The organism is Sporosarcina quadrami, from assembly GCF_014836615.1.
In the GTDB taxonomy this organism is placed as follows: Bacteria; Bacillota; Bacilli; order Bacillales_A; family Planococcaceae; genus Sporosarcina; species Sporosarcina quadrami.
Genome location: NZ_JACSQN010000013.1, coordinates 23,779 through 47,530 on the forward strand (window position 1 = coordinate 23,779; position 23,752 = coordinate 47,530).

Annotated in this window: 25 protein-coding genes; 12 read left to right on the forward strand and 13 right to left on the reverse strand. The window is 39.5% G+C overall.

The features are described from left to right. Window positions 1-36 precede the first annotated feature (36 nt). The 6 genes from H9649_RS13795 to H9649_RS13820 all read right to left on the reverse strand — a co-directional run bounded on the left by H9649_RS13795 (window position 37) and on the right by H9649_RS13820 (window position 5,217). Window positions 37-816 (reverse strand): SDR family oxidoreductase, encoded by a 780-nt coding sequence (locus tag H9649_RS13795; RefSeq protein WP_191695490.1) that lies wholly within the window; start codon window positions 814-816, stop codon window positions 37-39. A 135-nt stretch (window positions 817-951) separates the two neighbouring features. Further along, window positions 952-1,971 carry a serine hydrolase domain-containing protein gene (locus H9649_RS13800; protein ID WP_191695491.1) on the reverse strand — a complete coding sequence of 340 codons (1,020 nt, stop codon included), beginning with the start codon at window positions 1,969-1,971 and terminating at the stop codon, window positions 952-954. Window positions 1,972-2,125: 154 nt separating this feature from the next. After that, window positions 2,126-2,602, reverse strand: a complete 477-nt coding sequence (locus H9649_RS13805; RefSeq protein ID WP_191695492.1) for a DinB family protein — start codon at window positions 2,600-2,602, stop codon at window positions 2,126-2,128. Window positions 2,603-2,622: 20 nt separating this feature from the next. Continuing rightward, window positions 2,623-3,396: a Cof-type HAD-IIB family hydrolase gene (locus H9649_RS13810; protein ID WP_191695493.1), complete on the reverse strand. Its 774-nt coding sequence runs from the start codon at window positions 3,394-3,396 to the stop codon at window positions 2,623-2,625. 34 nt (window positions 3,397-3,430) lie between these two features. Then, the gene (locus tag H9649_RS13815) at window positions 3,431-3,841 is read right to left on the reverse strand and encodes a hypothetical protein (RefSeq protein WP_191695494.1); all 411 of its coding nucleotides are present in this window, start codon (window positions 3,839-3,841) and stop codon (window positions 3,431-3,433) included. A 995-nt stretch (window positions 3,842-4,836) separates the two neighbouring features. Beyond that, entirely contained in the window at window positions 4,837-5,217 is a 381-nt protein-coding gene (locus H9649_RS13820) for a hypothetical protein (RefSeq protein WP_191695495.1), read from the reverse strand. A gap of 367 nt (window positions 5,218-5,584) precedes the next feature. Here H9649_RS13820 and H9649_RS13825 point away from each other — a divergent pair, with 367 nt between their 5' ends. The 7 genes from H9649_RS13825 (at window position 5,585) to H9649_RS13855 (ending at window position 12,409) form a co-directional block, all read left to right on the forward strand. Next, a complete protein-coding gene (locus H9649_RS13825) occupies window positions 5,585-7,120 on the forward strand; it encodes an AbgT family transporter (protein WP_191695496.1) in 1,536 nt (511 codons plus the stop codon). A 93-nt stretch (window positions 7,121-7,213) separates the two neighbouring features. Beyond that, window positions 7,214-7,666: an SRPBCC family protein gene (locus tag H9649_RS13830; protein WP_191695497.1), complete on the forward strand. Its 453-nt coding sequence runs from the start codon at window positions 7,214-7,216 to the stop codon at window positions 7,664-7,666. A gap of 286 nt (window positions 7,667-7,952) precedes the next feature. Further along, window positions 7,953-8,462 (forward strand): sigma-70 family RNA polymerase sigma factor, encoded by a 510-nt coding sequence (locus tag H9649_RS13835; protein WP_191695498.1) that lies wholly within the window; start codon window positions 7,953-7,955, stop codon window positions 8,460-8,462. Further along, a complete protein-coding gene (locus tag H9649_RS13840) occupies window positions 8,455-9,813 on the forward strand; it encodes a hypothetical protein (protein WP_191695499.1) in 1,359 nt (452 codons plus the stop codon). The genes H9649_RS13835 and H9649_RS13840 overlap by 8 nt, the downstream gene beginning before the upstream one ends. Window positions 9,814-10,010: 197 nt before the next feature. After that, window positions 10,011-10,508, forward strand: coding sequence for a PH domain-containing protein (locus H9649_RS13845; RefSeq protein WP_191695500.1), 498 nt, complete (start codon window positions 10,011-10,013; stop codon window positions 10,506-10,508). After that, complete coding sequence (locus tag H9649_RS13850) at window positions 10,508-11,989, forward strand: PH domain-containing protein (RefSeq protein WP_191695501.1); 1,482 nt, start codon at window positions 10,508-10,510, stop codon at window positions 11,987-11,989. The genes H9649_RS13845 and H9649_RS13850 overlap by 1 nt, the downstream gene beginning before the upstream one ends. A gap of 129 nt (window positions 11,990-12,118) precedes the next feature. After that, window positions 12,119-12,409 carry a hypothetical protein gene (locus H9649_RS13855; RefSeq protein WP_191695502.1) on the forward strand — a complete coding sequence of 97 codons (291 nt, stop codon included), beginning with the start codon at window positions 12,119-12,121 and terminating at the stop codon, window positions 12,407-12,409. Window positions 12,410-12,828: 419 nt separating this feature from the next. Here H9649_RS13855 and H9649_RS13860 read toward each other — a convergent pair whose 3' ends face one another. The 5 genes from H9649_RS13860 to H9649_RS13880 all read right to left on the reverse strand — a co-directional run bounded on the left by H9649_RS13860 (window position 12,829) and on the right by H9649_RS13880 (window position 17,744). Further along, window positions 12,829-13,482, reverse strand: coding sequence for a PadR family transcriptional regulator (locus tag H9649_RS13860; RefSeq protein WP_191695503.1), 654 nt, complete (start codon window positions 13,480-13,482; stop codon window positions 12,829-12,831). A gap of 19 nt (window positions 13,483-13,501) precedes the next feature. Then, a complete protein-coding gene (locus H9649_RS13865; protein WP_191695504.1) occupies window positions 13,502-14,710 on the reverse strand; it encodes an MFS transporter in 1,209 nt (402 codons plus the stop codon). A gap of 325 nt (window positions 14,711-15,035) precedes the next feature. Further along, window positions 15,036-15,752, reverse strand: coding sequence for a class I SAM-dependent methyltransferase (locus tag H9649_RS13870; protein ID WP_191695505.1), 717 nt, complete (start codon window positions 15,750-15,752; stop codon window positions 15,036-15,038). A 139-nt stretch (window positions 15,753-15,891) separates the two neighbouring features. Then, on the reverse strand, window positions 15,892-16,764 hold the full coding sequence (locus tag H9649_RS13875) for a class I SAM-dependent methyltransferase (protein WP_191695506.1): 873 nt from the start codon (window positions 16,762-16,764) through the stop codon (window positions 15,892-15,894). A gap of 116 nt (window positions 16,765-16,880) precedes the next feature. Beyond that, window positions 16,881-17,744, reverse strand: coding sequence for an aminoglycoside phosphotransferase family protein (locus H9649_RS13880; protein WP_191695507.1), 864 nt, complete (start codon window positions 17,742-17,744; stop codon window positions 16,881-16,883). Window positions 17,745-18,295: 551 nt separating this feature from the next. On the opposite strand from H9649_RS13880, the gene H9649_RS13885 reads away from it, so the two are divergent. Next, window positions 18,296-18,802 carry an RNA polymerase sigma factor gene (locus tag H9649_RS13885; protein ID WP_191695508.1) on the forward strand — a complete coding sequence of 169 codons (507 nt, stop codon included), beginning with the start codon at window positions 18,296-18,298 and terminating at the stop codon, window positions 18,800-18,802. After that, window positions 18,795-19,736, forward strand: a complete 942-nt coding sequence (locus H9649_RS13890; protein WP_191695509.1) for an anti sigma factor C-terminal domain-containing protein — start codon at window positions 18,795-18,797, stop codon at window positions 19,734-19,736. The genes H9649_RS13885 and H9649_RS13890 overlap by 8 nt, the downstream gene beginning before the upstream one ends. A 107-nt stretch (window positions 19,737-19,843) precedes the next feature. On the opposite strand, the gene H9649_RS13895 is transcribed toward H9649_RS13890, so the two are convergent. Beyond that, window positions 19,844-20,257 (reverse strand): universal stress protein, encoded by a 414-nt coding sequence (locus H9649_RS13895; RefSeq protein ID WP_191695510.1) that lies wholly within the window; start codon window positions 20,255-20,257, stop codon window positions 19,844-19,846. A gap of 24 nt (window positions 20,258-20,281) precedes the next feature. Beyond that, window positions 20,282-21,691, reverse strand: coding sequence for a SulP family inorganic anion transporter (locus tag H9649_RS13900; protein ID WP_191695511.1), 1,410 nt, complete (start codon window positions 21,689-21,691; stop codon window positions 20,282-20,284). Window positions 21,692-22,047: 356 nt separating this feature from the next. Here H9649_RS13900 and yedE point away from each other — a divergent pair, with 356 nt between their 5' ends. The 3 genes from yedE to H9649_RS13915 all read left to right on the forward strand — a co-directional run bounded on the left by yedE (window position 22,048) and on the right by H9649_RS13915 (window position 23,729). Then, on the forward strand, window positions 22,048-23,256 hold the full coding sequence (yedE, locus tag H9649_RS13905) for a selenium metabolism membrane protein YedE/FdhT (RefSeq protein ID WP_191695512.1): 1,209 nt from the start codon (window positions 22,048-22,050) through the stop codon (window positions 23,254-23,256). Then, window positions 23,246-23,485, forward strand: coding sequence for a sulfurtransferase-like selenium metabolism protein YedF (gene yedF / locus H9649_RS13910; protein ID WP_191695513.1), 240 nt, complete (start codon window positions 23,246-23,248; stop codon window positions 23,483-23,485). The genes yedE and yedF overlap by 11 nt, the downstream gene beginning before the upstream one ends. A 67-nt stretch (window positions 23,486-23,552) precedes the next feature. Further along, window positions 23,553-23,729, forward strand: coding sequence for a hypothetical protein (locus H9649_RS13915; protein ID WP_191695514.1), 177 nt, complete (start codon window positions 23,553-23,555; stop codon window positions 23,727-23,729). Window positions 23,730-23,752: the final 23 nt, after the last annotated feature.

A 23,752-nucleotide genomic window follows, 5' to 3' on the forward strand; every position in this document is an offset into this window, starting at 1 on the left:
CTTATAACACAATCGCCCCTATTTGCGATATTTTATTTATCTACCTACATACCCACCTTCAGATTTGATAACTTGACCTGTAATCCAATGAGATTCATCACTAGCCAGGAATCTAATTAATCTTGCAGCATCTTCTGGTTGTCCAACACGACCTGTAGGGAATAAATGTGATAATGAATCTTTTATAGTTTTATCCATCCACCCCGAATCTGTTGGTCCTGGATCAATTGAATTCACGGTAATCCCTATGGGGGCAAGTCCTACTGATAGTGGTTCAGTAATTGCAATTAGCATACCTTTCGAAGCAATATAGGCTAGATTATTGGGGTCTGGCCCTTTTGAGACAAAATTAATGATTCTTCCACCTCTTTTACCGGGAAAAACCACCTCAAACCTTTTAGCAAATTCTGTGCTTAGTAAAATTGTTCCGCTGTTGTTTATCTGATAATGCCTATCAAGAACTTCTGCGTTCATATTGCGGAAGTCAACTGATTTATGATAGGTTGCATTGTTTATTAAGATACTTGCCGTACCAAGAGTTTCTTCAGTACAATTTAAAATCTTTGTTGGTGCTTCTGACTCTGACAAATCAGCCTCCATATGATGGCACCGTACTCCCAACTCTCTTATCTTGTTACTTAAAACATTTGGATAATCTTCTTCCGCACCAATACCTTCATTTTTGTCATAATCGCTCCAATGGGTAAAAAAGATATCGGCACCAGCTTCTGCAAGCATTAAACAAATTGCAGATCCAATACCTTGAGAACGACTTGCCCCAGTTACAATTGCTATTTTACCATTTAAAATACTCATGTTTTCCTCCCTACACACACATATCATCTATATTAATTCGAAAGTCGATTATATGACTGATGGATGAAACGTTTAGAATTTATATGTATTAATGGTACATATCGAAGTACAGCCATTACTCCTTTATAGCACCCGCTAATTTAACAAGCATGTCATTATGGTATCACCAAATGAACGAACATCTGCTAAATAATCGAATCCATTTGGAGAACCGAAACTGTTAAACGCACGAACTGCAACAAGGTCAAATTGAGGAATCACTAATAGAGTAACTCCCGTGTAACCCAAAATTTGATACGAACCTTCAGGCACAAGGTTTCCAATTTCCGATTTGCTTGCAGGTAAATCTTTAACAAACCATAAGCAGCCATTTTGTGGTAGCTCTTTATCTTTTAAATCTGGACTTTGCAATGATGTAGCTATGTTTATTATTTCACTTGAAACAATCTGTTTACCATTTACATATCCTTGTTTAAGATGAAGGTATCCCCATTTCGCCAATTCTCTTACAGACACATACATATTCCGTTCATTCCCAGAAACGCTTTTACCATCGTACCAGTTTGAATTATCCGGATCTCTTATAACATCTACCAGATTTTCTTTCACCTCTGAATACCAGCCCGTTTCGGTAAAGCTCATTTTGTTAAATGCCTGTTCAGCTAGAATTTCTGCAATGCTACTTCCCGTAGCATTTTCAATGACTTTCGTTAGCGTATCAATGCCGATGCCTCGATAAGCCCAACTTTCTCCGGGCAAAAATTCTCTTCGGATTTTCTCCCCATCATTTTTTAATCCATGCGTATGTGTTAAGAGATGCCTAATGGTAACCCCTTCGAAAAGTGCAGATTCATTATCCGAGTGGTATTTAGTGACCAAATCATCGAGTGACTTTATAAATCCTTCATAAACTGCATATGCAACAGCAAAACCAATATAGTTCTTTCTCACTGAAGCAACATGAAATTGGGTGTCTTCTTGAATATGTCTTGCACTAGAACCTTTAGACTGTTTCCCCCAGTATTCCTCTGTTACGATTTCGTCATCTTTTATAATAAAAACCGCTGCACCAGAACAATCAACTATTTCAGAAGTTTTTTTGACATGTGATACAACAGTCTTAAAATCCTGATTTATCTTTTTGTTAATAATCATTTTCCCCCTGCTTTCCCGTTAAATCGTACCCTCTATTGCACGACTTCATTTATTCATTATTGTTCCGTTTGAAATGTTGTAAAGTTTATTATTAAACTATATGACCCAATTGAAGAACAAACATTATCCGTAAACGCCCTGAACTATTCAATCGTTATATTTCAATATCTTTAAATATCAAATCTGTTGAAACTGGTTTCTTTCCAATTTCCCGAGCCCAGACAGATAATTGACCGATATGGTGTATTTCATGAGTAATAATGTGATAAAGAACCTTGTCGTAAGTCAAATGCTTTTTCTCACCACTTTTCAGAGACAAGATGAATATCTTTTTCTCTTTGCTATTTTCATGCTTTTTAATAAAATTCTCGCTTAGTCTTCTCGTTGAATTAGAGAACTCTTTAATTTCTATCAAACTTGTTATCTCTTCAATATCTTTATGAATAACTGGTGTTTCTTGTAGCTGATTAATCCATAGTTGCTCACAATCGATAACATGAAACAAATTATGAAGTATACTTTTCATACCGCCAGTCCGCATCTTACTAAGTTCTTCTTTGGAGAGACTTTCACACCATTTAATCCATTCATCCCTAACTTGCCAATTGTATCTAAACAATTCATATAACATTAGAAGTCCATCCCCTGAAATTAAATTAATTGTAGATATTGTAATGCAAACTCTATACCATCTTCATTTGATTTTTTTGTTACAAAGTCTGCACTCTCTTTTAATTTATCACTACCATTACCCATGGAAATACCATAGCCCACGGTCTCTAACATATCAATATCGTTGTCCCCATCACCAAATGCCAAGGCTTCATCAGAAGTTATATTAAAATATTTTAATACTTCTTTAATAGCAATAGATTTCGACACTTCTTCATGTAGTACATTGACGATATGAGAATGCCATCGATGAAACTTCAAATCCGGAAATTGCATTTCATATTTCCGAATGGTTTCTTCTTCTGCATATAAACACATTAAGTATATCTCTTCATTAATAATTTTCTCATTAATTTTTGGATATTCTAGTAATGAAAGTGTTTCTCTCATCGCTTGAAACGTGGTTGGATTTTGTATTTTATTCATTGTTAATTTTTCCGTAAAGAATGAAAGACTTTGTTTATTTTCATCTGCAAAGTCTTTTACAGTACGGACAATAAGTTTGGGAATTGGTATTTTATGTATCACTTGATCTCGGTGTTTAGTATAAGCCCCATTAGCTGTAATAAATGTGTCTATACCTAAATCTTTTAAAGCATGACACATTGATAACGGTCTACCTGTAGCTGCCACTAATCTGATACCTTTGCTCTTTAATACTTGTATAGCGCTCTTTGTACTTGGAGAAATACATCCATCTTCATAATTTATGAGTGTTCCATCAACATCGAAAAATACTATTTTATAATTCATTCCAAACTCCTTTGTACATTTTTCTCTGTAGAGCCTATTCTTTTTTCAAACTATCTAATAAGACAAAACCAAATACTACTCCAGCTATTGTTTGGATTGTTGGATTGCCAAGATAAATCTGTTGAGGAAACAATTGCAGTATATTTCCAGGTACATAAAAGATTAATACAAACGCTAATGAGATAAACATAGATGGCAAACCGATTCCTATGAATTTAGCCCAATCAAAGGTCCATGGTCTCTTATCTTTAATTTCGTTTATAAGTTTTGGTGACCTGAGTAACATTCCAATAACAATAGGGAATATTGCAGAAAACCAAACGAATGATCCCACTCTAAAATTTTTCATGTATTCTTGTTTCAAAAAGAACTGATATTTAGCACCTAAATAAATCATAATCCCCAAAACAATAGTCCATCCAAAAAAATATAAAAACCTTTTCATAAAATCCCCCTCACATTCAGCTTATTTTGTAACGTACACTTACAAAACGGTATTCCTGATAGTGGCATGGGTTAGTGAAAATGCTAGCGTGTCATTTGGAACGCAAAGTAACATTTACTAATGGCATTATAAATAAGGTAGGATGAGATTCTATCTTTAAAAATGAACCAAACCACGGGATAAATACTACTAAAATAGATATCGCTATGCGAATTGTTAATCATGCCAATAAATTCACTTTTATAAATAACCACCGTTTTGTCTTCGATCATCTTCCATTGTCGGCTGCACATTTCCTTCTGATTTCACATCCGCACGAAAGTTTTCCCGCTTATCCTTGCCATCTTATTTCTCCAATCAACGAGCAAACCTACTGATATAAGTGAAAGAACAGGAATCAATAGTATCCACATGATATATCACACCCCTTTCAAATGGCCGTCTTGATAGGGCCTTTAAATGAGCAACGTTAACGACAACTGAAGATAAAATATACGTTCTATTAAGCCTCCGACCTGAGTTGACTCTCTCTCACTTTCTTGTATCCATTAACAATGTCGAAAATACTAATAACCAATACAATCCATAAGAAGGGGTTCGTTAAGGATAGACCTACTTGGGAAACTCCACCCGCTAAAGTGAGAATAATAATCAATGCAAACAAATATCCGACAGTTATTATTTGCCACTTAAGATTATCCTGTGTGAATTGGTCTTTTTGAAAGCCATTCCTAAAGATGCTTATAAGAACTGTTAGTAACATAAGTCCAATAAGTATTGGTTTGGGGATATACACGGATAAATTTAATCCTGGGAAAAAATCATGAATTATCAATAATGTTAGGAACCCAGTGGCTAGGATGCCATAGAAATCAGTTTTCATTTCGAGTCATCTCCTTAGTAAAGATCCCCTTTTTTACACGAAAATTTACTGTTTAATAAATTCCGCACGGGAAATCTACCATATGATTTTTTTCATACTAGTCGGCAAAGCCTCATTTCGGTATTTCCGAAAAAAACTTGCTAATCTCTATTGGTAATTCTTCAACCGATAGAACCTTTAATTTATTGCCCTTAGGAGCAGTCATAATCATATAAGACTTCATATTGTATTCAAAAAGCGTGAACTGCCCAATACGATTAGGGCTATTATCTCGGAAGAATTGCAAGTCTTCTTTTGTTAGAGTGACATCATAACCATCCAAAAATAACTTCTCTATGTCAGCCATGTCGTCCGTAAATGCCATTGCTTGATATAATTCCAATGAATTCTTGGGCGTGTAAAATAATTTATAATATACAAGTCCGCCAAATACTAGTAGCGCAATAGCTACAATCGTGCTAATTTCTTTTAGCGATTTCTTTTTACCAAACACAATAGACTCGCCTCCGCTACTTGATGATCCAGCTTATATATACCTATCTATATACTAGTACGGAAAAAACTGTTATAAGTTTCAGAATTAGTTTAATTAAATGAAAAATATTTTATTTGAATAAAATACTACTAGATACCGTTTTTACAATTGTCCGCCTAAACAAACTTTACTAGTATTTTTATCACAAACGCTTTATGAATAACCTTGCATAAATATGTAACACTAATGTGATATTTCCTCCTAGTTAGTCATCTCTAAAATCTATTTAACTTTCTAACGGTTTTCATTATACTATGGTTTGGCCTAATAGGTGTTTAATTATCAGAATAATGAGTTGTATTTCAACTAGAGAAAGGGGTTTCCCATGCAAACGAAACGTAAAGGGTTTTTCCAAAAGTTTTTAGATATGATCGAAACGACTGGAAATCGCCTGCCACATCCTGTAACGCTATTTGCATTACTTGCGTTGCTTGTCATTGTATTATCTGCTGTTGTTTCATCTTTTGGAATTAGTGTTCCGCATCCCGGTAAAGAAGGAGAAGCAATTGAAGTTACAAACCTTCTCACTTCAGAAGGTATTCACTATATGATTACGAATATGACAGCGAACTTCATCAACTTCGCACCACTCGGCGTCGTGCTCATTACGATGCTCGGAATCGGATTAGCTGAAGGATCGGGTTTAATTAGTGCATTGCTTCGCGGGTTTGTTATGTCCGTTCCAAAACGATTGATTACCCTAGGACTTGTTTTCGCGGGTGTTATGTCCAGTGTCGCTTCTGACGCAGGCTATGTTGTATTGCCGCCACTAGGTGCCGTTATCTTTGCTGCGCTCGGGCGTCATCCACTTGCCGGTCTAGCCGCTGCATTCGCTGGTGTTTCCGGTGGATTCAGTGCCAACTTGTTGCTGTCGGGTACAGATGCTTTACTAGGTGAGCTGACAATTATGTCTGCCGCAATCTTCGATCCTGCCTATGCAGACGGTATGAACATTGCCATGAACTATTACTTCATCGCGGCTTCGGTTTTTGTTCTAACAATTGTCGGTGCTTGGGTAACCGAGAAAATTGTTGAACCACGTCTAGGCGAATATAACGGAGAATTCCGTGAAAAAGTTGAGAAACTGACGTCTATCGAGAAAAAAGGATTGCTTTGGGCGGGCCTTTCATTACTCGTTGCAGGTATTCTTGTTGCTTTACTCGTGCTACTTCCTGGCGCACCACTTCGGGGAGATGAAGCGGACATGCCGATTATCAAATCACCGTTCATGAAATCACTTGTGCCGATCATCGCGTTCCTGTTCTTTGTTCCTGGGCTCGTGTACGGTAAAGTGACGAAAGAAATCCGAAATGATAAAGATGTCGCAAGAATGCTTTCCGCAACAATGGCTGCAATGGGTACATTCATCGTACTGTCCTTTACAGCGAGCCAGTTCGTCGCATTCTTCTCGGAGTCAAACATGGGACTAGTGCTTGGGGTGTACGGTGCGAAATTCCTTAATAGCATCAACTTGACTGGAATTCCACTCATTCTATTATTCATCGTCATTGCAGCATTCATTAACTTGTTCATCGGTAGTGCTTCGGCAAAATGGGCAATGATGGCACCGGTATTCGTTCCAATTATGATGGAACTTGGCTATTCACCGGAGCTGACACAGATGGCTTATCGTGTTGCCGACTCATCGACGAATATCATTTCCCCACTGATGACATACTTTGCGATCATTATCGCGTTTGCGCAGAAATACGATAAGAAAATGGGTATCGGTACACTGATTTCTGTTATGTTTCCGTATTCAATGTTCTTCTTGTTAGTATGGAGCCTTGCACTCATCGTCTGGATGCTATTCGGTATCGATCTCGGACCTGGGTCTCCAATCCATTACAACGGAAACTAAGACTGAAGCACAACCTGCTTGTTATGGGGTTGTGCTTTTTTATGCTGTTCGTCACTTTTTGGTACACTATTTGTATGAGAGGTTGTGAATGAAATGCCAATTATTCAACATGAAGTCTATATTGAAGCACCGATACAAGTATGCTTTGACCTTGCGCGCAATGTGAGCGTGCATACAGTGACGACAGCTAAGACAAAAGAGCGCGCAATTGGCGGTGTGACGGAAGGGTTAATGCATGAAGGTGACACCGTTACGTGGGAAGCTGTTCATTTAGGACTCAAGCAACGGCTTACGGCTAAAATTGTCAAGATGGATATTCCGTATTCATTCACAGATGTGATGGTTTCAGGGGCGTTTCAATCGTTTACTCATGTGCATACATTTAGAGAAAGTGGCAATGGAACGGTTATGGAGGATTCGTTTACGTATACTTCCCCATTCGGCCCTATTGGCAAGCTTGCGGATTGGCTATTCCTAGAGCGTTATATGCGGAACTTCATCTTTGATCGAGCGCGTGAACTAAAGAAGATTGCAGAGAACAAATAAAAGTATGCAACGGGTTATCGTCCGTAGCATACTTTTTTTGCTAGTGTCTATTTATATATCACTTTTCGAAGCTAGACTTCCCGAATTTTGGATATATCGATTGAATAGCTCATTATATCGATCGGATAATTGTGTATATCGATTGAATAAGGAATTATATCACCATTTCGGGACCTTTTAACTAGTAAGAAACGCCATTTCCCCAAACTTCTCCGCACTTAATTTGCAAAACAACAACCTTTCACGTCTAAGCTCCGTTAACATTAGTAGAAGGGGTGGTGAGAGAATGGATTCGGGGAAAATGGAAGAGATTATTGATGAGCATGGTGCGCATTTATTGAAAATGGCTTACTTCTATCTGAGAGATCGCGAATTGGCGAAGGATATTGTGCAGGAAGTGTTCTTTGCCTTTTACGATTCGTCGAAGTATGAGGAACAAGGCAAATTGCGTGCTTACCTTACACGATTGACAGTCAATCGTTGCAAAGACCATCTAAGAAGCTGGTCGTTCCGCAATCTTTCGTTCAGCAAGGAATGGATTGAAACGATACAGAGAGAGCAAGATCCTTTAATTTTAAATGAAGAAAAAACAGATATTGCGATTGCGATAATGAAACTCCCGATTAAATACCGGGAAATCATCATCTTTTATTATTACGAGGAATACAAAATGAGGGAAATTGCCACTCTCCTCGGGTTATCGGAAAATACAGTGAAAGCCAGAATGGTGAAGGCGCGGAAATTGTTGAAGATCGATCTGCAAGCTGATTATTGGGAGGTGCTTTCAATTGAATGAAGTGAAAAAGAGCTTGAATACCGTTGCCGGGGATATGACAAAAGACAAAGAAGAATTGAAGCAAAGAATCCTTTCTGGTCGCCGCAAAACGAAAAGACGGAATCCTTTTCCGCTAGTTGCCACTGCCATCGTCACAGCTGCAATTCTATTCTTTACGTTCAATGTGTTTCAAGACGGGCTATCCACTTCAGATAAAGATGATTACGAAGTGAATGAATTCATCTATGACTATCAGCTTCAGTTAATGCAAAAAGATGGAAATGACAGCCCTAAACTAGAGCAAGATGTACTCCAGGGTTTACTCCATGTAGATGCTGTCATTGATTATGCCAAATCTCTCGGATATTCGGAAAACACGGAAGCCATCAAAGAGAAAGTGGAGGAAGAAAAACAAACTTTCTTTTCGACTATGGATAATGAACAACAGGAAGCTATGCAAGAAGAGGTATTCGGTATCACGTATGAAGACTATTTCAATAAAATCCTTAAGTGGACATTCCAAAATGCAGAAGCTGTGAATTGGCTGGATCAACACCCGCCAGATGATATAAAGACGCATAGTGAAGTGATTGATTTGTTTCAAAAGAAACATGAACAATCCATTGCCGATTTCATGGACAAAAAAGGGATTCCTTTCTTTGACCCTGCGTTTATGTATAAAGAGTTAGCAGGCACCGTATTAGCAAAGGAAGGGCAAGATATTCTTGTCGCAGAAAGATTAGAAGTCACACCCGTTCCAGCATTGACTGTAGAAGAAATGATAGATGCAGGGTACGCCATTTGGTATACAATCGATGATAATATAGATGCCATCGAGCCGAATATGAAAATTAATCTGACTTATAACTCATTGTCCTACCCAATAACAGAAATAGATCATGCGACTGTTTTTCAAAGAGTAGTTGAATGGGAATTGTCAGATGCAATAGTCCAACCTACATTATCGGAAGAACAAGGATTATTTTACCTTCACGGTTTAACGTTAGGCGATTCGCAATCGGACGTTATCGAACGCTTTGGCGAAAAGTATACCAAAGATGAACAGGTAGACGGTAGCGGAGCAGAATTTGCATTGGATTATAATAACAACGCAAGATTCTACTTCTATCAGGACGAATTAAGTATGATAAGCTTCGAAAATGTGGATCAAAACTATTTTGAACAACTTTTCAAAGAGTATGAGGGTATGAAATCTACTTCAAATGATAGCCGTTATATTTATTCAGAGGAAACTGCTCAAATGATAAAGGCTGAATTCATACCTGATGGTTCCCTAACTATTTCACTTTTCATCGCATGGCCAGATGGTTTCCTTGATTACCAGGAATTCCTAGATGCAATGAAAGAATGACACTGAATGTCAAATGTGATAAAGCGTCCGTTATTGACGCTTTTTTGCTTTCTATTCGTTTTAATTTTATTACAAAATCACCTATCTTTTGTAGATGACAGCAAGGGTGTTTGAGCATCCTCCATCCCATTCATTGAATCTTTTTGTCATTTCAACCGTATTAAGGGTAGAGAGTTTTACTTGAGGAGGGTCATTGCATGTATGCACCTATTGAGGAACCATCAAAAAGATTATCGAAAGAAATCATTCCCGCGATGAGATGGGGCGCTTTAATCAGCGTTGCCATCGAAGTGGTCATCACAGGGATTCTATATGGAGTCAGCATCTATTTCGCATGGCCGGACTGGGTCAACTGGATTCTACTAATTGTTGCTGCCATAATTGTAGCTGGCGCCATCTGGTCGATTGGATTGCGGCCGTTTTTTGTGTTTAAAAACACCCGTTATGAAGTGAGTGAAGAATTTCTCCAATTAAAGTCAGGCGCATTCCACGAAGTGCATGAGCTCGTTCCGATGGCAAAGATCCAGGCAGTGTCAACACATCAAGGACCCATTTTAAGAAGATTCAACTTATATTCGATTGCTATCGAAACGATGGGCTCTACTCACGGAATTGCAGGATTGCCAAAACAGGTGGCCATTGATGTGAGAGACCGGATTGCCCATCTTGCGAAGATTCAGGAGGTGGATGAATAATGAAATTTAAACGTTATCATCCATTAACCATCCTATTTGATTTATATGGCTTCGTGAAAAATGTAGCCATTTTCGCGGTCATGTTGTTTGTCTTTAATTATGGCTCTGACTCTACGCTTGTCCGCATTGGTCGATGGGCTTTATTAGCAGGCGCCCTTTTGACGCTGATCTCTATGCTGATGAAGTGGTTTTCCACCCGCTATGCCGCGGACGGACAGGCATTTCATCTACAAGGCGGTATTTTTCAAAAGACGGAGCGCACCATTTATTATGAAAAGGTTCAGAATGTCCAAAGACGAACATCGTTTTCGCACAAACTGTTCCGCATGACATCCGTGTCTTTCCAAACTGGAGCAACCGGGGTCGACGCCAAAGTCGAATTTAAGGTTGTGACCCAACAAGAAGCTGAACGCTTGGAAATGTTAGTGAAAGAGGCGGGAACAGAATCAGTCGAGATTCCCGATACGGCTGCCGAATCCGAAACGGATAAGTCAGAAGTAAAACGGGTCATCCATTTCACACCTACACGCAGAGACATTGTGAAAGCGTCATTCACTTCCCTCAGTTTCCTATTCCTCATTGTCATTGCCGCTTCCCTCTTCTCCAAAATCAATGCACTATTTGATGTCGAGGAAGCTGTTGAAGGATGGGTCGTTTCGCTATTGACTTCCGGCTGGGTCATTGCCGGCATTGCAACGGTCCTGATCATCATATCGTTTGTCATCGGCTATATAAGAACATTCGTCACGTATGGTAAGTATGAAATCGCTTCAGATGAAACCCGCATTTACATCGCCAAAGGGGTGTTGGATGAGTCTGCATTTTCGATACTGAAAAAACGGGTTCAAGGTATTGAAATATCCCAGTCATTCATGAAACGCTTGCTCGGACTGGCGGAAGTGAAACTGATCAGCGCTGGCAGTCTTGGAAGTGATGATGACGAAGTGAGTACACTCTACCCTTTTCTGCCGGTAAAACGCGCCTATTCAATGATTGAAGAAATGCTGCCAAACTATGAAGTCAGCTCTGAAATGAAACGGCTGCCACGCAAGTCCTTCGTCGTGAGAATTGTGAAGCCTTATTGGTTTTGGCTCATTGTAACAGCGGCACTTACGTATTTCCGGAATGACCTGTTCAGCAAACCGAACCTGTGGTGGATCATTTCAATCAGTCTACTTGCAGTCCTCATGCTCGCACGCATCGCAAACTACTGGAACACGTCTTACGCCATAACGGCCCGCTTTATCCAAGTGAGTGAAGGAACGTTAGGAAAGACTACATACTTGACGCGACGGGATAAAATCGTTGAAGTATCGGTTACACGGACGAAGTTGCAACAATGGACAGGACTGGCGACAATCGGGCTTGTCAACCGCGCGCAACCTGTTCGTCATGAACGTTTGCCTGATGTGACTGTCGAAGAAGCGACCAGGTTTTATAGATGGTATGCATTGCGGGGAGAAGAAGTTCGTGTGGAGTAAAAACGTGAAAAGTACAGGCATATGGAGATTTAGCTAACAGGCCATTTTGTATAACAATCGGATGCCAACCATTTTAAGTTCAAAACCACTTTTAAATAACAAGTATTGATTCTTTCTGGGGGGGATTTTTTGAAAACGAGACATCATTCTTGGAAAAGTTATGTTTTTTTGACTGTTAGCTTAGTAGTTACGATACTTATGTTTTTATTAGACCCAATTGGAGTAGCCACAAAAGAAAAGCTGACAGGGCTTATAATTCTTCTTATATTGGTAGGAAACGTCGTGTCTGTCTTAATGGGTATTTTAACATTTACATCTAAGTACGAACGGAAATTGATTCCTAGTATAGCTGCCATATTCACTTTCTTTAATGTAGTTGTGGTGATTTTCTTTTTCTGGTTTGGTGCAAACTTTGCGTGAGTAAAAAATATTCTTCAAACGGGCGTAATTCTGGAAAAAGGAATTGCGCTCGTTCAACAATAGGGCCGCTATGTAGAATACACAATGTTGCTTTACGCTCCAGACGGCACGCTTTCCGAGGGGCGTGGCTTGAGCCACGCCCTCCAGAAAGCGTAAGGCTGGGACGCAAATCAACGTTTCTAGGAAACTACATTAACCGGCGCGTTTGTGTAGTAATCAATACGCCCTTCATAACAACAAAAATATGCTTGAAGCTCCGAGCGTATTTTTTTCATTATAGATTCGTCATCTAAACATATGCTGTTCAAGCTGTTAGTAATATTGAATTCAGCATTTTTGCCTCTCAACCAAACCCGTTACGAGAGAATTAAATTTTTTTACACAAAACTCGAACTTCTCCTCAGAACATTTGCCTATATTCAATCTTCCTCTAGACCAACAGCTGCGTTAAAGTATTCTTCCATTAAATCCTTAGCCTCTTCAAACGGCAACACAGAATCCAGTGAAGCGTCCGGATCCCATAGTGATTTGCATGCTTCAACTAACTGGATGGTTTCTTCACACCATTTAATGTACTGCACTTCTTGCTCCAATCCTCTACGCAACACAGCAGAAGACATGAGAAGTCTAGGTGTCATAGTTTGCCGCTCCTTAATGGATTTCCAGGCTTCCTGTACGGTCAGTTTCATCTCGTCCAGACGCTTTTGCCGCACTCCCTGGTAGTATTTCAGTTGAAAGATAACCTGATCCACAGAGATATTGTCCATGAAAAATACTTGCATAAGAAAAGAATCTTTGATTTTCGGGATCTCAGGCGGGGATCCCACCCAGTTCGTTATTTCCTCGATGCCGCCATCGGTGATCGAATAAACTTTCTTATGTGGTTTCCCTTCTTGTGGGATAAGCCGGCTTGTGACGAGTTCTTCGGTTTCAAGCTTATTTAACTCTGGATAAATCTGCGAAAGATGCGAATGCCAGAAAATGCTCATGAAATCATCAAATTCCTTCTTAATATCGTATCCCGTTGCATCCCATTTACTTAACAAGCCTAAAATCGCATGCCTCAATGTCATTTGAATTTCATCCCTTCTACTATGTCGAACTTTGGGTGGCTCCCTTTCCTAAACGCGGAAAGACAAAGCAACCGATGATGCCAAGCAATAACAACAAGCCAGACATCACTTGTATCGTGTGTAAGGTTTCGATTCTCCTTAGCAAAAGTCCTGTGACAAGAATGCCAGGCAACGCTACGGAAGTTGTGATCATATGATACAGACTGAATGTCCGCGTGTAATAGTCATTATCCACTTCATCTTGTAAATAAGTAACAAGCGCCACATTAAACCCGCCCAATGCGATTCCTTGCAAGAAGAAAAATGGAAGAATCCATTGCCAGTTTGTAATGAATAAAAGGCTTCCTACACTAATACCTACTGCAAAGAGCGGCGGGATTAGCATCCATTTTCTATCTAGTTTCGGATACAGTTTAGGAGCGAAAAATGCCCCAAGCAAAATCCCCATGAGAGAAGATGCACCTATGAAACTCAGATTTTCCACACCGACAGACAAGCGATCTGTTAAAAATGAGATTAACACAAGGTCGACTGATGTTGCAACGAGCATTGCTAGCGTCAAAAAGAGAAACAACGCTTTGAATTTAGGTTGGTTCCATATATATAGTAACCCTTCCTTCATCATTTGTAGCTTTCCACGTTGAACGGTTTGTTTATTTATGATGAAAGGCTGGACCTTTCGGATAAAAAGAAGCGATAGAAAGAGAAACCCTGCTGCAACGAAAAGCAAAACTGGAATAGGGAACATCAATTTGATAAGAAAAGTCGTGATTATTTGACCGATGATTTTGACCACCGTGAGACCCATTTGAAACAGGCTGTTCGCCTTTGCCCGCTCCTCCATACTAACAACATGCGGAAGCAATGATTGAGTAGCAGGAATAAAAAACAGTTGTAATATGCTCATAATGAGTAGTAACAAGTATGTCCATTGATATGGAGCAAAGTACAGAATCAAAGGGAAAATGCATAATATCGCGACCCGTAAAGCATCAGAAACAATCATCACTTTCTGAAGTGTCCGTCCTTCAATCCAACTACCCACAGGAATACCGAAAATAGCAACAGGTACATAATAAGCAATGAAGAACAGCGTGAAGGAGGTCGAACTACCGGACTGTACCTCTATCCATTTCAATAAGGCGTAGAAAATCATAGCATCTGCGAAGACGCTTAGAAGTCTACCGGCAAACAGATTGCGAAACGAACGGTTTTTAGATAACAGCATAGATTCCACTTCCCTATCTTTTTGATTAGGTGAAGCATATCAAATTAAAACTCATATGTAAATACTTATATATAAATAATTATATAATGTGAGAAGTTTTTTGAACAAGTATAGAGAAGACGATAGATAATGGCATTAAAAATACCAACACAATTAAGATTGTGTTGGTATTTGGCAAGTTACGGATGCTCCTAAGACATGATTGTCTTGGCTATTTGATCGTGTCTTTCAAGATTTCGTACTTTGAAATTTATAAGATTTAACACCTGCCTTTTGTGCATGCTCAACTTACCTAAAATAGCCTGCAATTCATTCCATATACTTTTTATTTAACACAGTGAAAAATAAAAGAGTTAGCTTTCTTAGTTGCCTGTTTGAACTCCCAGTCTTCATATACTTGAATTTGTGAAAAACCTACTTGTTGTAGTGATTCTTGAATTTCTTCTAGAGCTCGAAAATTTAATTGCATTTTTTCTTGAAGCAATACTTCACCTGTTTGTGCATTCTTAACAGTTTCGTAAAAAGTGAAAATACTTCCTTTAAATCCTTCGTATTCCGTCCAAATTTCAAGTGGTTCTCCGGTTGTATGATTCGTTGCAATATCAGGTGTTAGATCTTTTTCCCATTGCTCCCACACTTTTGCTAATGGGTTCCGTGTATCAAAAATCATATGTCCTCCAGGCTTTAATGCACGATATATATCTGAAATAGTGCGTTTCCAACTTTCATCTGTAAGAAATACTTGTGCAACGTTTGCAGTCATTATAACAGCATCAAAAGCCTGTTTTTGTAAATCAGAGCTGTCACCAACAATCCATTTCAATTCATCTGAATGAAATTTTTCTTTAGCACATTCAATCGCTTCTTCATTCGGATCAATAGCTGTAATATGGTATCCCGCTTTGGCAAAATGAGTGGTTAATCTCCCTGTTCCACATCCCAAATCAGCTATTTTTTTTACGTTTAATTTCTTTAATAACGCTAAGAAGAAATCATCATCTTTACCCCATGCATTAACTTGGTCATATACTAATGGAATCATTTATTCACATACTTTCTCTACTAGATTCTTTGATAATCCGGCACGATCGAAGCGCAGCTCCTCATCCTTAACTGCACCCGTTTGCTGAAGACATTGCATAACCTTATTAAAGATAAGTACCCGTTCGAGAATAAAGTACTTATATTTCTCCAAAAGTAATCTTCATGCTAGGTGACCAAACGAATGAGGAATTCGCATGAAAAATCTGCGAAAACAGAAGTTCAGATTCATATTGTTTCTCTGCTTCGTCCAATGTGAGTCCGCGGCTTATCAGACCTTCAATAAATGATTCCCTATTTGTAGGTTTTTCACCTATCCCGTCCTCTTTTAATGAACTATACAGTTTTTCTTGATCTTTTTGATCCACATTCGGATCAAGAAAGTTAACCTTATCGCTAACTCTGCATTCGATGTTTTTCACACCCATCTCCGAAAGATAGTGGGGTAATTTTAAACCAACATTTCCGTCTCTTCCAGTTTGTTTTGCACCCTCTTCAAATAGTTTTTGAAGAATCCCAAGTTGGACGATTTGAGATTGTTCATGCCCGTCAATGTAGTAGGATGACATGCCGGCAATCCAATTTGGTTCAAAGCAGATTACCTTTCCTCCATCGACAACTGAATTAACCATTTTTCGAAGTATTTTTTTTGGGGTGGACATGTGTAAAAGATAGGCGTGGCTAACAGCTATATCATATTTCCTCTCCAACTCAATTTCATTGATATCAGTCAAAATGAATTCAGCTTCATAAGGACTGTTATGAAAAAGCTCTTTTGCTTTACCAATTAAATGCTTTCCTTTATCAACTCCAGTATATTTTGAACCAATCGGTAAATGAGGTAATAATTTCAGTCCTAAATATCCATACCCACAACCAAAGTCAATAATATGAACAGGTTTAGATAGCTTCCAAACATATTTAACTAGAAATTCAATATAATCATCATTGTAGTACAAATCTCTCGTTCTTTTGAGGTATTCAAGTTTAGTATCCCAATAATATTCTTCCATTGGGTTCACCCTCCCCTTCTAAAAGATTAAATTACTTTCGATTCTCTCAGAGTTTCTTCAATAAACCTGCCCGATTGAAGCACACCACGTGTGCAGTTATCTCGCTCAATTATGGCTTATCGTAACACTTTTTTTAGGATTAAAAGATTTTCCTCAAGAAATGTAGCATTCTTTTCAATTCCACGGCGTTTACACCAACCAATACTATTAAAAGCATCAGTAAATTGATAAAAAGGCAATACAACCTCCAAATCAATTAATGGTCTTATCGTGTTATAGCCTTCTTGATAGGAATGATACAAGCTTAGATCAAAGCTTAAGAAATCACGATACAGTTTTGTGAAATCGATTTCTGTTGAGCCAAATCGTACACTTTCAAAATCGATCATGCCTGACACCTTATCATCAACAACAATTATATTTGCTGGACGAAAATCCATATGTATAAAGCTCGGACCATCTGAAGGAGGAAGCTGTAATTTCATATTTTCAAATTTTTCAATGGCCTGTCTGTATAAACTTTCATCCAAAACTTCTTTTACATCCGCAGCAAAACTATAAAATTGTCGTTCCACAAAATTAGACCAATCCGAAAATTCATCTTGTATGCCAGTTAACTGTATCGCAGTAGGCGGCTGAATTTGATGCATAGACGCTTGAAGAACCCCAACCTGAAAAGCTACTGTGGGTAAGTCTTTAATTGTTAACGGTTGCCCTTTTAATTCAGATAGTAAGAACGCTCCGGTACACTCCTCATCACCAGACCAATAATCCAACAATTTAGGAATGGAAACTCGATCTTTTAAGATTTCATAGGCTTCCAACTCTCGCTGCCACTTCAATTTTGTATAAGGTATTTTCAAAAAGACATTTTCCCCGTTAGTCAAATTGCATTTATAAACTGTTGAACTATGGGAATCCTCAACCTCGTTTATTGACAACACATTCAAGTTAAATTGCTGAATGACTCGACTTAACATCCAACCCCTCCTGTTTCTTTAAAGTGTTTGGTACGACGCAGCTATGTTTCGTTACGAACGCGTTACGTTTCGATACTGCGCTTCTACTTTTCGATACGCGGCGTTTACGTTTCGTTGCGACTGCTACATTTCGATACGAACGCGTTACATTTCGATACGGCGCTTCTACTTTTCGATACGCGACGTTTACGTTTCGTTGCGCTCGCTACATTTCGATACGAACGCGCTACGTTTCGTTACGACGCTTCTACTTTTCGATACGCGACGTTTATGTTTCGATACAAAGCAGCACAGCTACATTTCAATACTGTTATCGGACTTATTGAAATTTAGTCAATTTGAATAAGTATAACATTTCATTTACAAAAAACAGGTTTTCACCTTTCTTCATCTGGAAGATATAAACTGGTAAAGAATATGCCACGAGTCTTATATCTTCTCATCTCTAACCAAAAGTGAAATCCCGTATTCATATTTTCTTTTCATATAGTTGTACACTATTTTAATCCAAAAGACTCTTTAGTAGTGAAGGGCGTTAGAAAGGAGGAGCTATGGACTCTCGGTTTTTGTTGGAGGTATATAACAAACAGGCAAAAATGATTTATTTTTACTTAAGAAAGAACGGCTGTAGTCATGAAGATGCGGAAGATATTGTGCAAGAAAGTTATACGAAGTATATCGCTTATAGCAGCGGAGTTCCATCTGACAAAGCCCTCTCCTATATCTTCACCATTTCGATGAATGAATTCAAAAAAACATTGAAAAAGAAAGGAAAAGAACACGTCATTTCAATTGATGACCTTCATTTCTGGAGCAATTTTGCGAATGACCAAGATACTGAGGAAAGTGTTTTACATAATGAGATGAATGTGGAAATTTCACTTGTACTCTATCAAATGAAGGAAGTGTATAGGCAGCTGCTTGTCTTGAAATATGAGCTGGAGCTGAGCTATAAAGAAATCGCCCTATTACTAGGAATGAAGGAAGAAACCATAAGAACTTATTTATACCGCGCACGGAATGAATTTCAAAAGAAGTGGAGGCATTTACATGGATGATTTTACAGAGGATCTTTTTGATGAAAGGAAGATTAAAAAGGCGATAAGAAAAGGGAAAAGCAAGTCAATCATTACAATCGTTTTCGTTTCAATAATAGTATTTGTCGTACTAAGCATAGCTAATTTTGCTATTTCCACCTACTACAGTGAAAAGGCGTATAAGCAATGGGATGCTTACGTTCGCCTTACTACTCCGAATGGTTATATTAGTGAAACGGTGGATTCGAATGGAATAGTAGGTGGCCAGAGTCATTATAAAGTTTCCAAGGATATGAAGATAAAGTCAATCGTAATCGAACAAAGTCAATATTATTATGGTTTGAAATCCGCCTCTTTAATTTCAAGAGGTCATGGTGGCAGTATCGGAATCACTGGCGATGACTGGCAGTTTACATATAAAGAAAATGGATGGCGCGAAATGCTGTTTTTCCATCCAGATGTAACGTATAAAAAATATAAAAACGATGAAGATCTCATTAATGGAATGGAAGGCGATAAAATCTATGAAGTAGCCCTCTCTTTTGATAAGCCCTATAAGTTTAGTGAACTTCCTTTATACGGACTTCCTGAAATGACTTGGTTCTGGTTGAATACCTACAGCGAAAGCCAATTAGGTATCATGCAAGAAGACGCAGAAAACCACGATTGGTCATCGACTTTTGTGCGAGAACACGGAGCTTTAGGTTTCTCAATTAACACTGCAATTCCCTCCCCTAACGACTTTAAAAGTGGATATGCTAACTTTCTAAAGCTTCTGCAGACGAGTGCATATATAGACCATGAGAAAGCCTATAGTAAGATGAAAGATATGAAACCAGAAGATGTAGAAGTATTAGGAATCGTCATTTATGGCACAAAGAGTGAAATAGAAGAGATTATTAAAAAGCCGGTGATTAAAGCAGCTTCCTTAGGTGGTGTCATTGATAATTATTGATCAATGACTTGTGGTAAAGTTGAAAGGCCGCTACTTCATGTGCGAATTAGCGGTCTTTTTTTCGCACTTTATTTAATGAATGAACTACTTACCCAAGTACTTCTCTTTTATTTCACAACCGTCACAGGACAATCCACATGCTTCATCACTTTATGGCTGACGCTGCCAAGCACCATTTCCTGGAACGTACTTAATCCTCGGCTGCCGATTACGAGCTGATCAATCTCTTTGTCATTCACATATTTAATGATTTCAAGACTAGGCGTACCCTTTAACATAGTAACGTCCGCCTTCACACCCGCTTCTGTCGCGAGTTCAAGAATCGGATGCACTTTCTGTTCACGTTTCAATGAAAGGCTTTCCGGACTTTGCGCTAACAAACGTTCATCTTTTGCCTTGTTGTAGTCCGCTACATAGATAATTTCCAAATGGGCTTCCGGTACATATTGTGCAAGTTGTATCGCATGTTTTGCCGCACGCAACGCATTTTCAGACCCGTCAATCGCCACAGCTATCTTCATATGGGTTCCTCCCTGATTGTCATTTTAAAGTAACTTTTTGTATATTTGCTCACTTGAAGAGTTTAATCCTACAATCTTCACTTTCACACCTTTTCCTTCGAGCTTCTGAACCACTTTGAAGATTGCCCCTACCGCCGATTCATCCCACAACTGACTGTCTTCAAAATTAATGACAATATCCTCTTCGGTCACGTTATCAAATGACTGGATGAACTTTGTTGTGGAAGCGAAGAATAATGGTCCTTTGATTTTGTATTGCCCTTCATGACTTGTGACGGTCACGCGCGAAATTTTTGCGACGAAGAACAACGCACTTAAGATCACACCGACGACAACACCAATGGCGAGATTATGTGTGTATAAAATAATGACAACTGTGATGAGCATGACAAGTGACTCCGTTCTTGGTGCCTGTTTCATGAACTTGAACGAACCCCAGTTGAATGTCGTCATACTGACCATAATCATGACCCCTGCAAGAACGGGCATCGGAATCTTCGTCACCAGATCCCCTAGAACAATGATCAAGAACATTAAAAAGACACCTGCTGTAAACGTAGATAAACGTCCGCGACCACCCGATTTAATATTAATAATCGATTGACCAATCAGTGCACAACCCGCCATACCACCGAAAAACCCAGTAATCGCGTTAGCAATCCCCTGCCCGCGCGCTTCCCGGTTTTTATTACTCGGCGTATCTGTCATATCGTCGAGCACTTGTGATGTCAGTAATGATTCTAATAAACCTACTATGGACAACGCTAGAGAGTATGGCAAAATGATCTTCAACGTTTCAAAATTCAACGGTATATCCGGAAAGAAAAATGTCGGCAATGAATTCGGCATCGTCCCCAAGTCACCGATTGTCTGCATTTTCGCACCACTAAACAGCGCAATAGCCGTCATGACGACTATTGCAATGAGTGGCGCAGGAATAGCCGTGAAAAACCTCGGGATGGCATACACTAAAATCAATGTAATCATCGCGAATAGGAAAGCCGTTGTTGTAGACCCGAACCAATAGCCTAATTGGGACATGAAAATCATGATTCCTAACGCATTAACAAACCCGAGCATGACAGAATTGGGAATGAAGCGCATCAGATTTGCCACGCCAAGCCCCCCGAGAATTAGCTGAATGATCCCTGTTAGAATCGTTGCAGCAAGTACATATTGCAACCCGTGATCTGCCATCAAACTGACCAGCACCAACGCCATCGCTCCGGTCGCCGCCGAGATCAGGCCTGGTCGACCGCCTACAAAGGATGTAATAACAGCTATCGTAAATGACGCATATAACGCGACACGTGGATCGACGCCCACAATGAACGCAAAAGCCAATGCTTCAGGAATGAGTGCCAGTCCTACAACGATACCCGCTAGTAGATCTGCACGCACATTCCCAAACCATTGTTGTTTTAAACTATACATATTCCTAAAGTGCCCCTCTCATGATGATTGCAATACTATTTTTTATACCAATAATAGAATGTCATTAGCATAACATTTTTATCCCCTTCAATGATACATTCGATATTTCCCAGCCATTGAAGAATTTATATTGTGTTGCGGCGGTGTTTAATTGCGTTACGACGGCGTTTGATTGTGCTACGGACCCGTTTGATTGTGCTATGGCCCTGTTTGGTTGCGTTGCGCTGGGTTGATTGTGTTGCGACGGTATTGGATTGTGCTACGGCCACATTTGATTGTGTTACAGAATTAGGGACTTGCTTTCTCACTTATTAGGACTAAAATAGAAAAGTACTTTAGATGAGGAGCAACTAGACATGAAAACAATCATTCAACCAATTTTTCAACGCTATTGGAATCCCTATGTTGTATTACTAATTGCAGGGATCCTCAGCGCTCTATACTTTGGCCTAACTTCAACGGTTTGGGCAGTCACTGGTGAATTCACACGTCTCGGAGGAGATCTTCTAAAGCTGTTCGGCGTTGATATTTCAGGTTGGCAATATTATGACATGGTCCATCTACAAGGTTCGACATGGAACCGTCCTGATGGCTGGATTGTCTGGGGAATGTTTGCGGGTGCCCTAATCATGGTGTTATTGAGTAATAACTTCAAGATTCGGCGTCCCCAACAGAAACGCCGTTACGTCCAAGGACTTGTCGGTGGCATTATCGCCGGGTTCGGTGCGCGTTTAGCACTTGGTTGTAACTTGGCTGCATTTTTCACAGGCGTTCCGCAGTTCTCCTTCCACTCGTGGATCTTCATCGTCGCTACTGGAATTGGAACTTATTTCGGCGCAAAACTAACGAAGACACGCTGGTGGAAAGGTCGTCCTACTTTAACAAAAGGCGCCGCGAAACCTTCTACAGTCAAGAAGCGCATCATTCAGCCTTATATTGGCAGTGCAATTGCGATTGTCTACATCGGTCTGATGATATACTTCTTTGCAACCGATCAACAACTGCTTGGATTCGGAGCATTATTTGGACTCGCATTCGGCATTCTGATAGAACGCGGACAGATCTGTTTCACTTCAGCCTTCCGTGACCTGTTCCTTGTAGGACGCAGTGTCATGGCAAAAGCAATCATTGTTGGAATGGCTATCAGTTCCATCATTACCGTCTTCATTATTTCCGTATATGACTTGACGCCCATCACTCAAATAGCTGCATTAAGCACGTTTGTTGGTGGCGTATTGTTCGGGCTCGGCATTGTCATGGCTTCAGGCTGTGAAACCGGAATGATGTACAGGCTAATGGAAGGTCAAGTCCTCTTCTTGCCTGTCTTTGCCGGCAATATTATCGGCGCCACTTTCCTCGCTTATGCATGGGATCATCTAGGTGTGTATAATGTATTGGCAAAAGGCGGAACGAAGATCAACTTGTTGGATTCCATTGGCCCAGTCGGCGCGATTATTGCAACGCTCGCTATGCTAGGCATACTTTACGCTCTAACAATTTTCCAAGAAAAACGCTATCATCGCAACTTGACGATGAAGAGAGGAGTGAAAACACATGCAAGCTGAACAGGAAGCCGATTTCACACTCGATCTGCGCGGAGAATCTTGTCCCTATCCCGTTATCTACACATTAGAGGCACTGCAGGGCATGAATAAAGGGGAACTTTTACAAGTAATCACCGATTGCCCAGGCTCATTCCGCAATGTCCCGGAAGAAGCGATAGCGCATGGCTACACTTTAGCACAAGATCCGGTAAAGAATGGACAGGAATACCTCTTTTATATTTATGCATGAGAAAAAGTAGAAGCAGAACATAATTACAACCCTTAACGTCATATTAGTACGTTAAAGGGGTGAGATTATGGGCTTTTGGTATTTCTTACTGTTATTTGCGGGCATCTTTTTTGTCGGCAAAGGGCTACTTGGAAAGAAAAAATTCGGATGGATATTCGGAGGTCTATTATGTATTTCGTTATCAATCTTTATGTTTTCACCAGGAAGTGATGAGATCATTTCGAAGATATTCAATTTAGGTTGATGTTTATAAAAACCGCTAATTCT

Coding starts and splice junctions, on each gene's coding strand:
- H9649_RS13795 (WP_191695490.1), bottom strand. CDS start 816: ATGAGTATTTTAAATGGTAAAATAGCAATTGTAACTGGGGCAAGTCGT.
- H9649_RS13800 (WP_191695491.1), bottom strand. CDS start 1,971: ATGATTATTAACAAAAAGATAAATCAGGATTTTAAGACTGTTGTATCA.
- H9649_RS13805 (WP_191695492.1), bottom strand. CDS start 2,602: ATGTTATATGAATTGTTTAGATACAATTGGCAAGTTAGGGATGAATGG.
- H9649_RS13810 (WP_191695493.1), bottom strand. CDS start 3,396: ATGAATTATAAAATAGTATTTTTCGATGTTGATGGAACACTCATAAAT.
- H9649_RS13815 (WP_191695494.1), bottom strand. CDS start 3,841: ATGAAAAGGTTTTTATATTTTTTTGGATGGACTATTGTTTTGGGGATT.
- H9649_RS13825 (WP_191695496.1), top strand. CDS start 5,585: ATGCAAACGAAACGTAAAGGGTTTTTCCAAAAGTTTTTAGATATGATC.
- H9649_RS13830 (WP_191695497.1), top strand. CDS start 7,214: ATGCCAATTATTCAACATGAAGTCTATATTGAAGCACCGATACAAGTA.
- H9649_RS13835 (WP_191695498.1), top strand. CDS start 7,953: ATGGATTCGGGGAAAATGGAAGAGATTATTGATGAGCATGGTGCGCAT.
- H9649_RS13845 (WP_191695500.1), top strand. CDS start 10,011: ATGTATGCACCTATTGAGGAACCATCAAAAAGATTATCGAAAGAAATC.
- H9649_RS13850 (WP_191695501.1), top strand. CDS start 10,508: ATGAAATTTAAACGTTATCATCCATTAACCATCCTATTTGATTTATAT.
- H9649_RS13860 (WP_191695503.1), bottom strand. CDS start 13,482: ATGACATTGAGGCATGCGATTTTAGGCTTGTTAAGTAAATGGGATGCA.
- H9649_RS13865 (WP_191695504.1), bottom strand. CDS start 14,710: ATGCTGTTATCTAAAAACCGTTCGTTTCGCAATCTGTTTGCCGGTAGA.
- H9649_RS13870 (WP_191695505.1), bottom strand. CDS start 15,752: ATGATTCCATTAGTATATGACCAAGTTAATGCATGGGGTAAAGATGAT.
- H9649_RS13875 (WP_191695506.1), bottom strand. CDS start 16,764: ATGGAAGAATATTATTGGGATACTAAACTTGAATACCTCAAAAGAACG.
- H9649_RS13880 (WP_191695507.1), bottom strand. CDS start 17,744: ATGTTAAGTCGAGTCATTCAGCAATTTAACTTGAATGTGTTGTCAATA.
- H9649_RS13885 (WP_191695508.1), top strand. CDS start 18,296: ATGGACTCTCGGTTTTTGTTGGAGGTATATAACAAACAGGCAAAAATG.
- H9649_RS13890 (WP_191695509.1), top strand. CDS start 18,795: ATGGATGATTTTACAGAGGATCTTTTTGATGAAAGGAAGATTAAAAAG.
- H9649_RS13895 (WP_191695510.1), bottom strand. CDS start 20,257: ATGAAGATAGCTGTGGCGATTGACGGGTCTGAAAATGCGTTGCGTGCG.
- H9649_RS13900 (WP_191695511.1), bottom strand. CDS start 21,691: ATGTATAGTTTAAAACAACAATGGTTTGGGAATGTGCGTGCAGATCTA.
- yedE (WP_191695512.1), top strand. CDS start 22,048: ATGAAAACAATCATTCAACCAATTTTTCAACGCTATTGGAATCCCTAT.
- yedF (WP_191695513.1), top strand. CDS start 23,246: ATGCAAGCTGAACAGGAAGCCGATTTCACACTCGATCTGCGCGGAGAA.
- H9649_RS13915 (WP_191695514.1), top strand. CDS start 23,553: ATGGGCTTTTGGTATTTCTTACTGTTATTTGCGGGCATCTTTTTTGTC.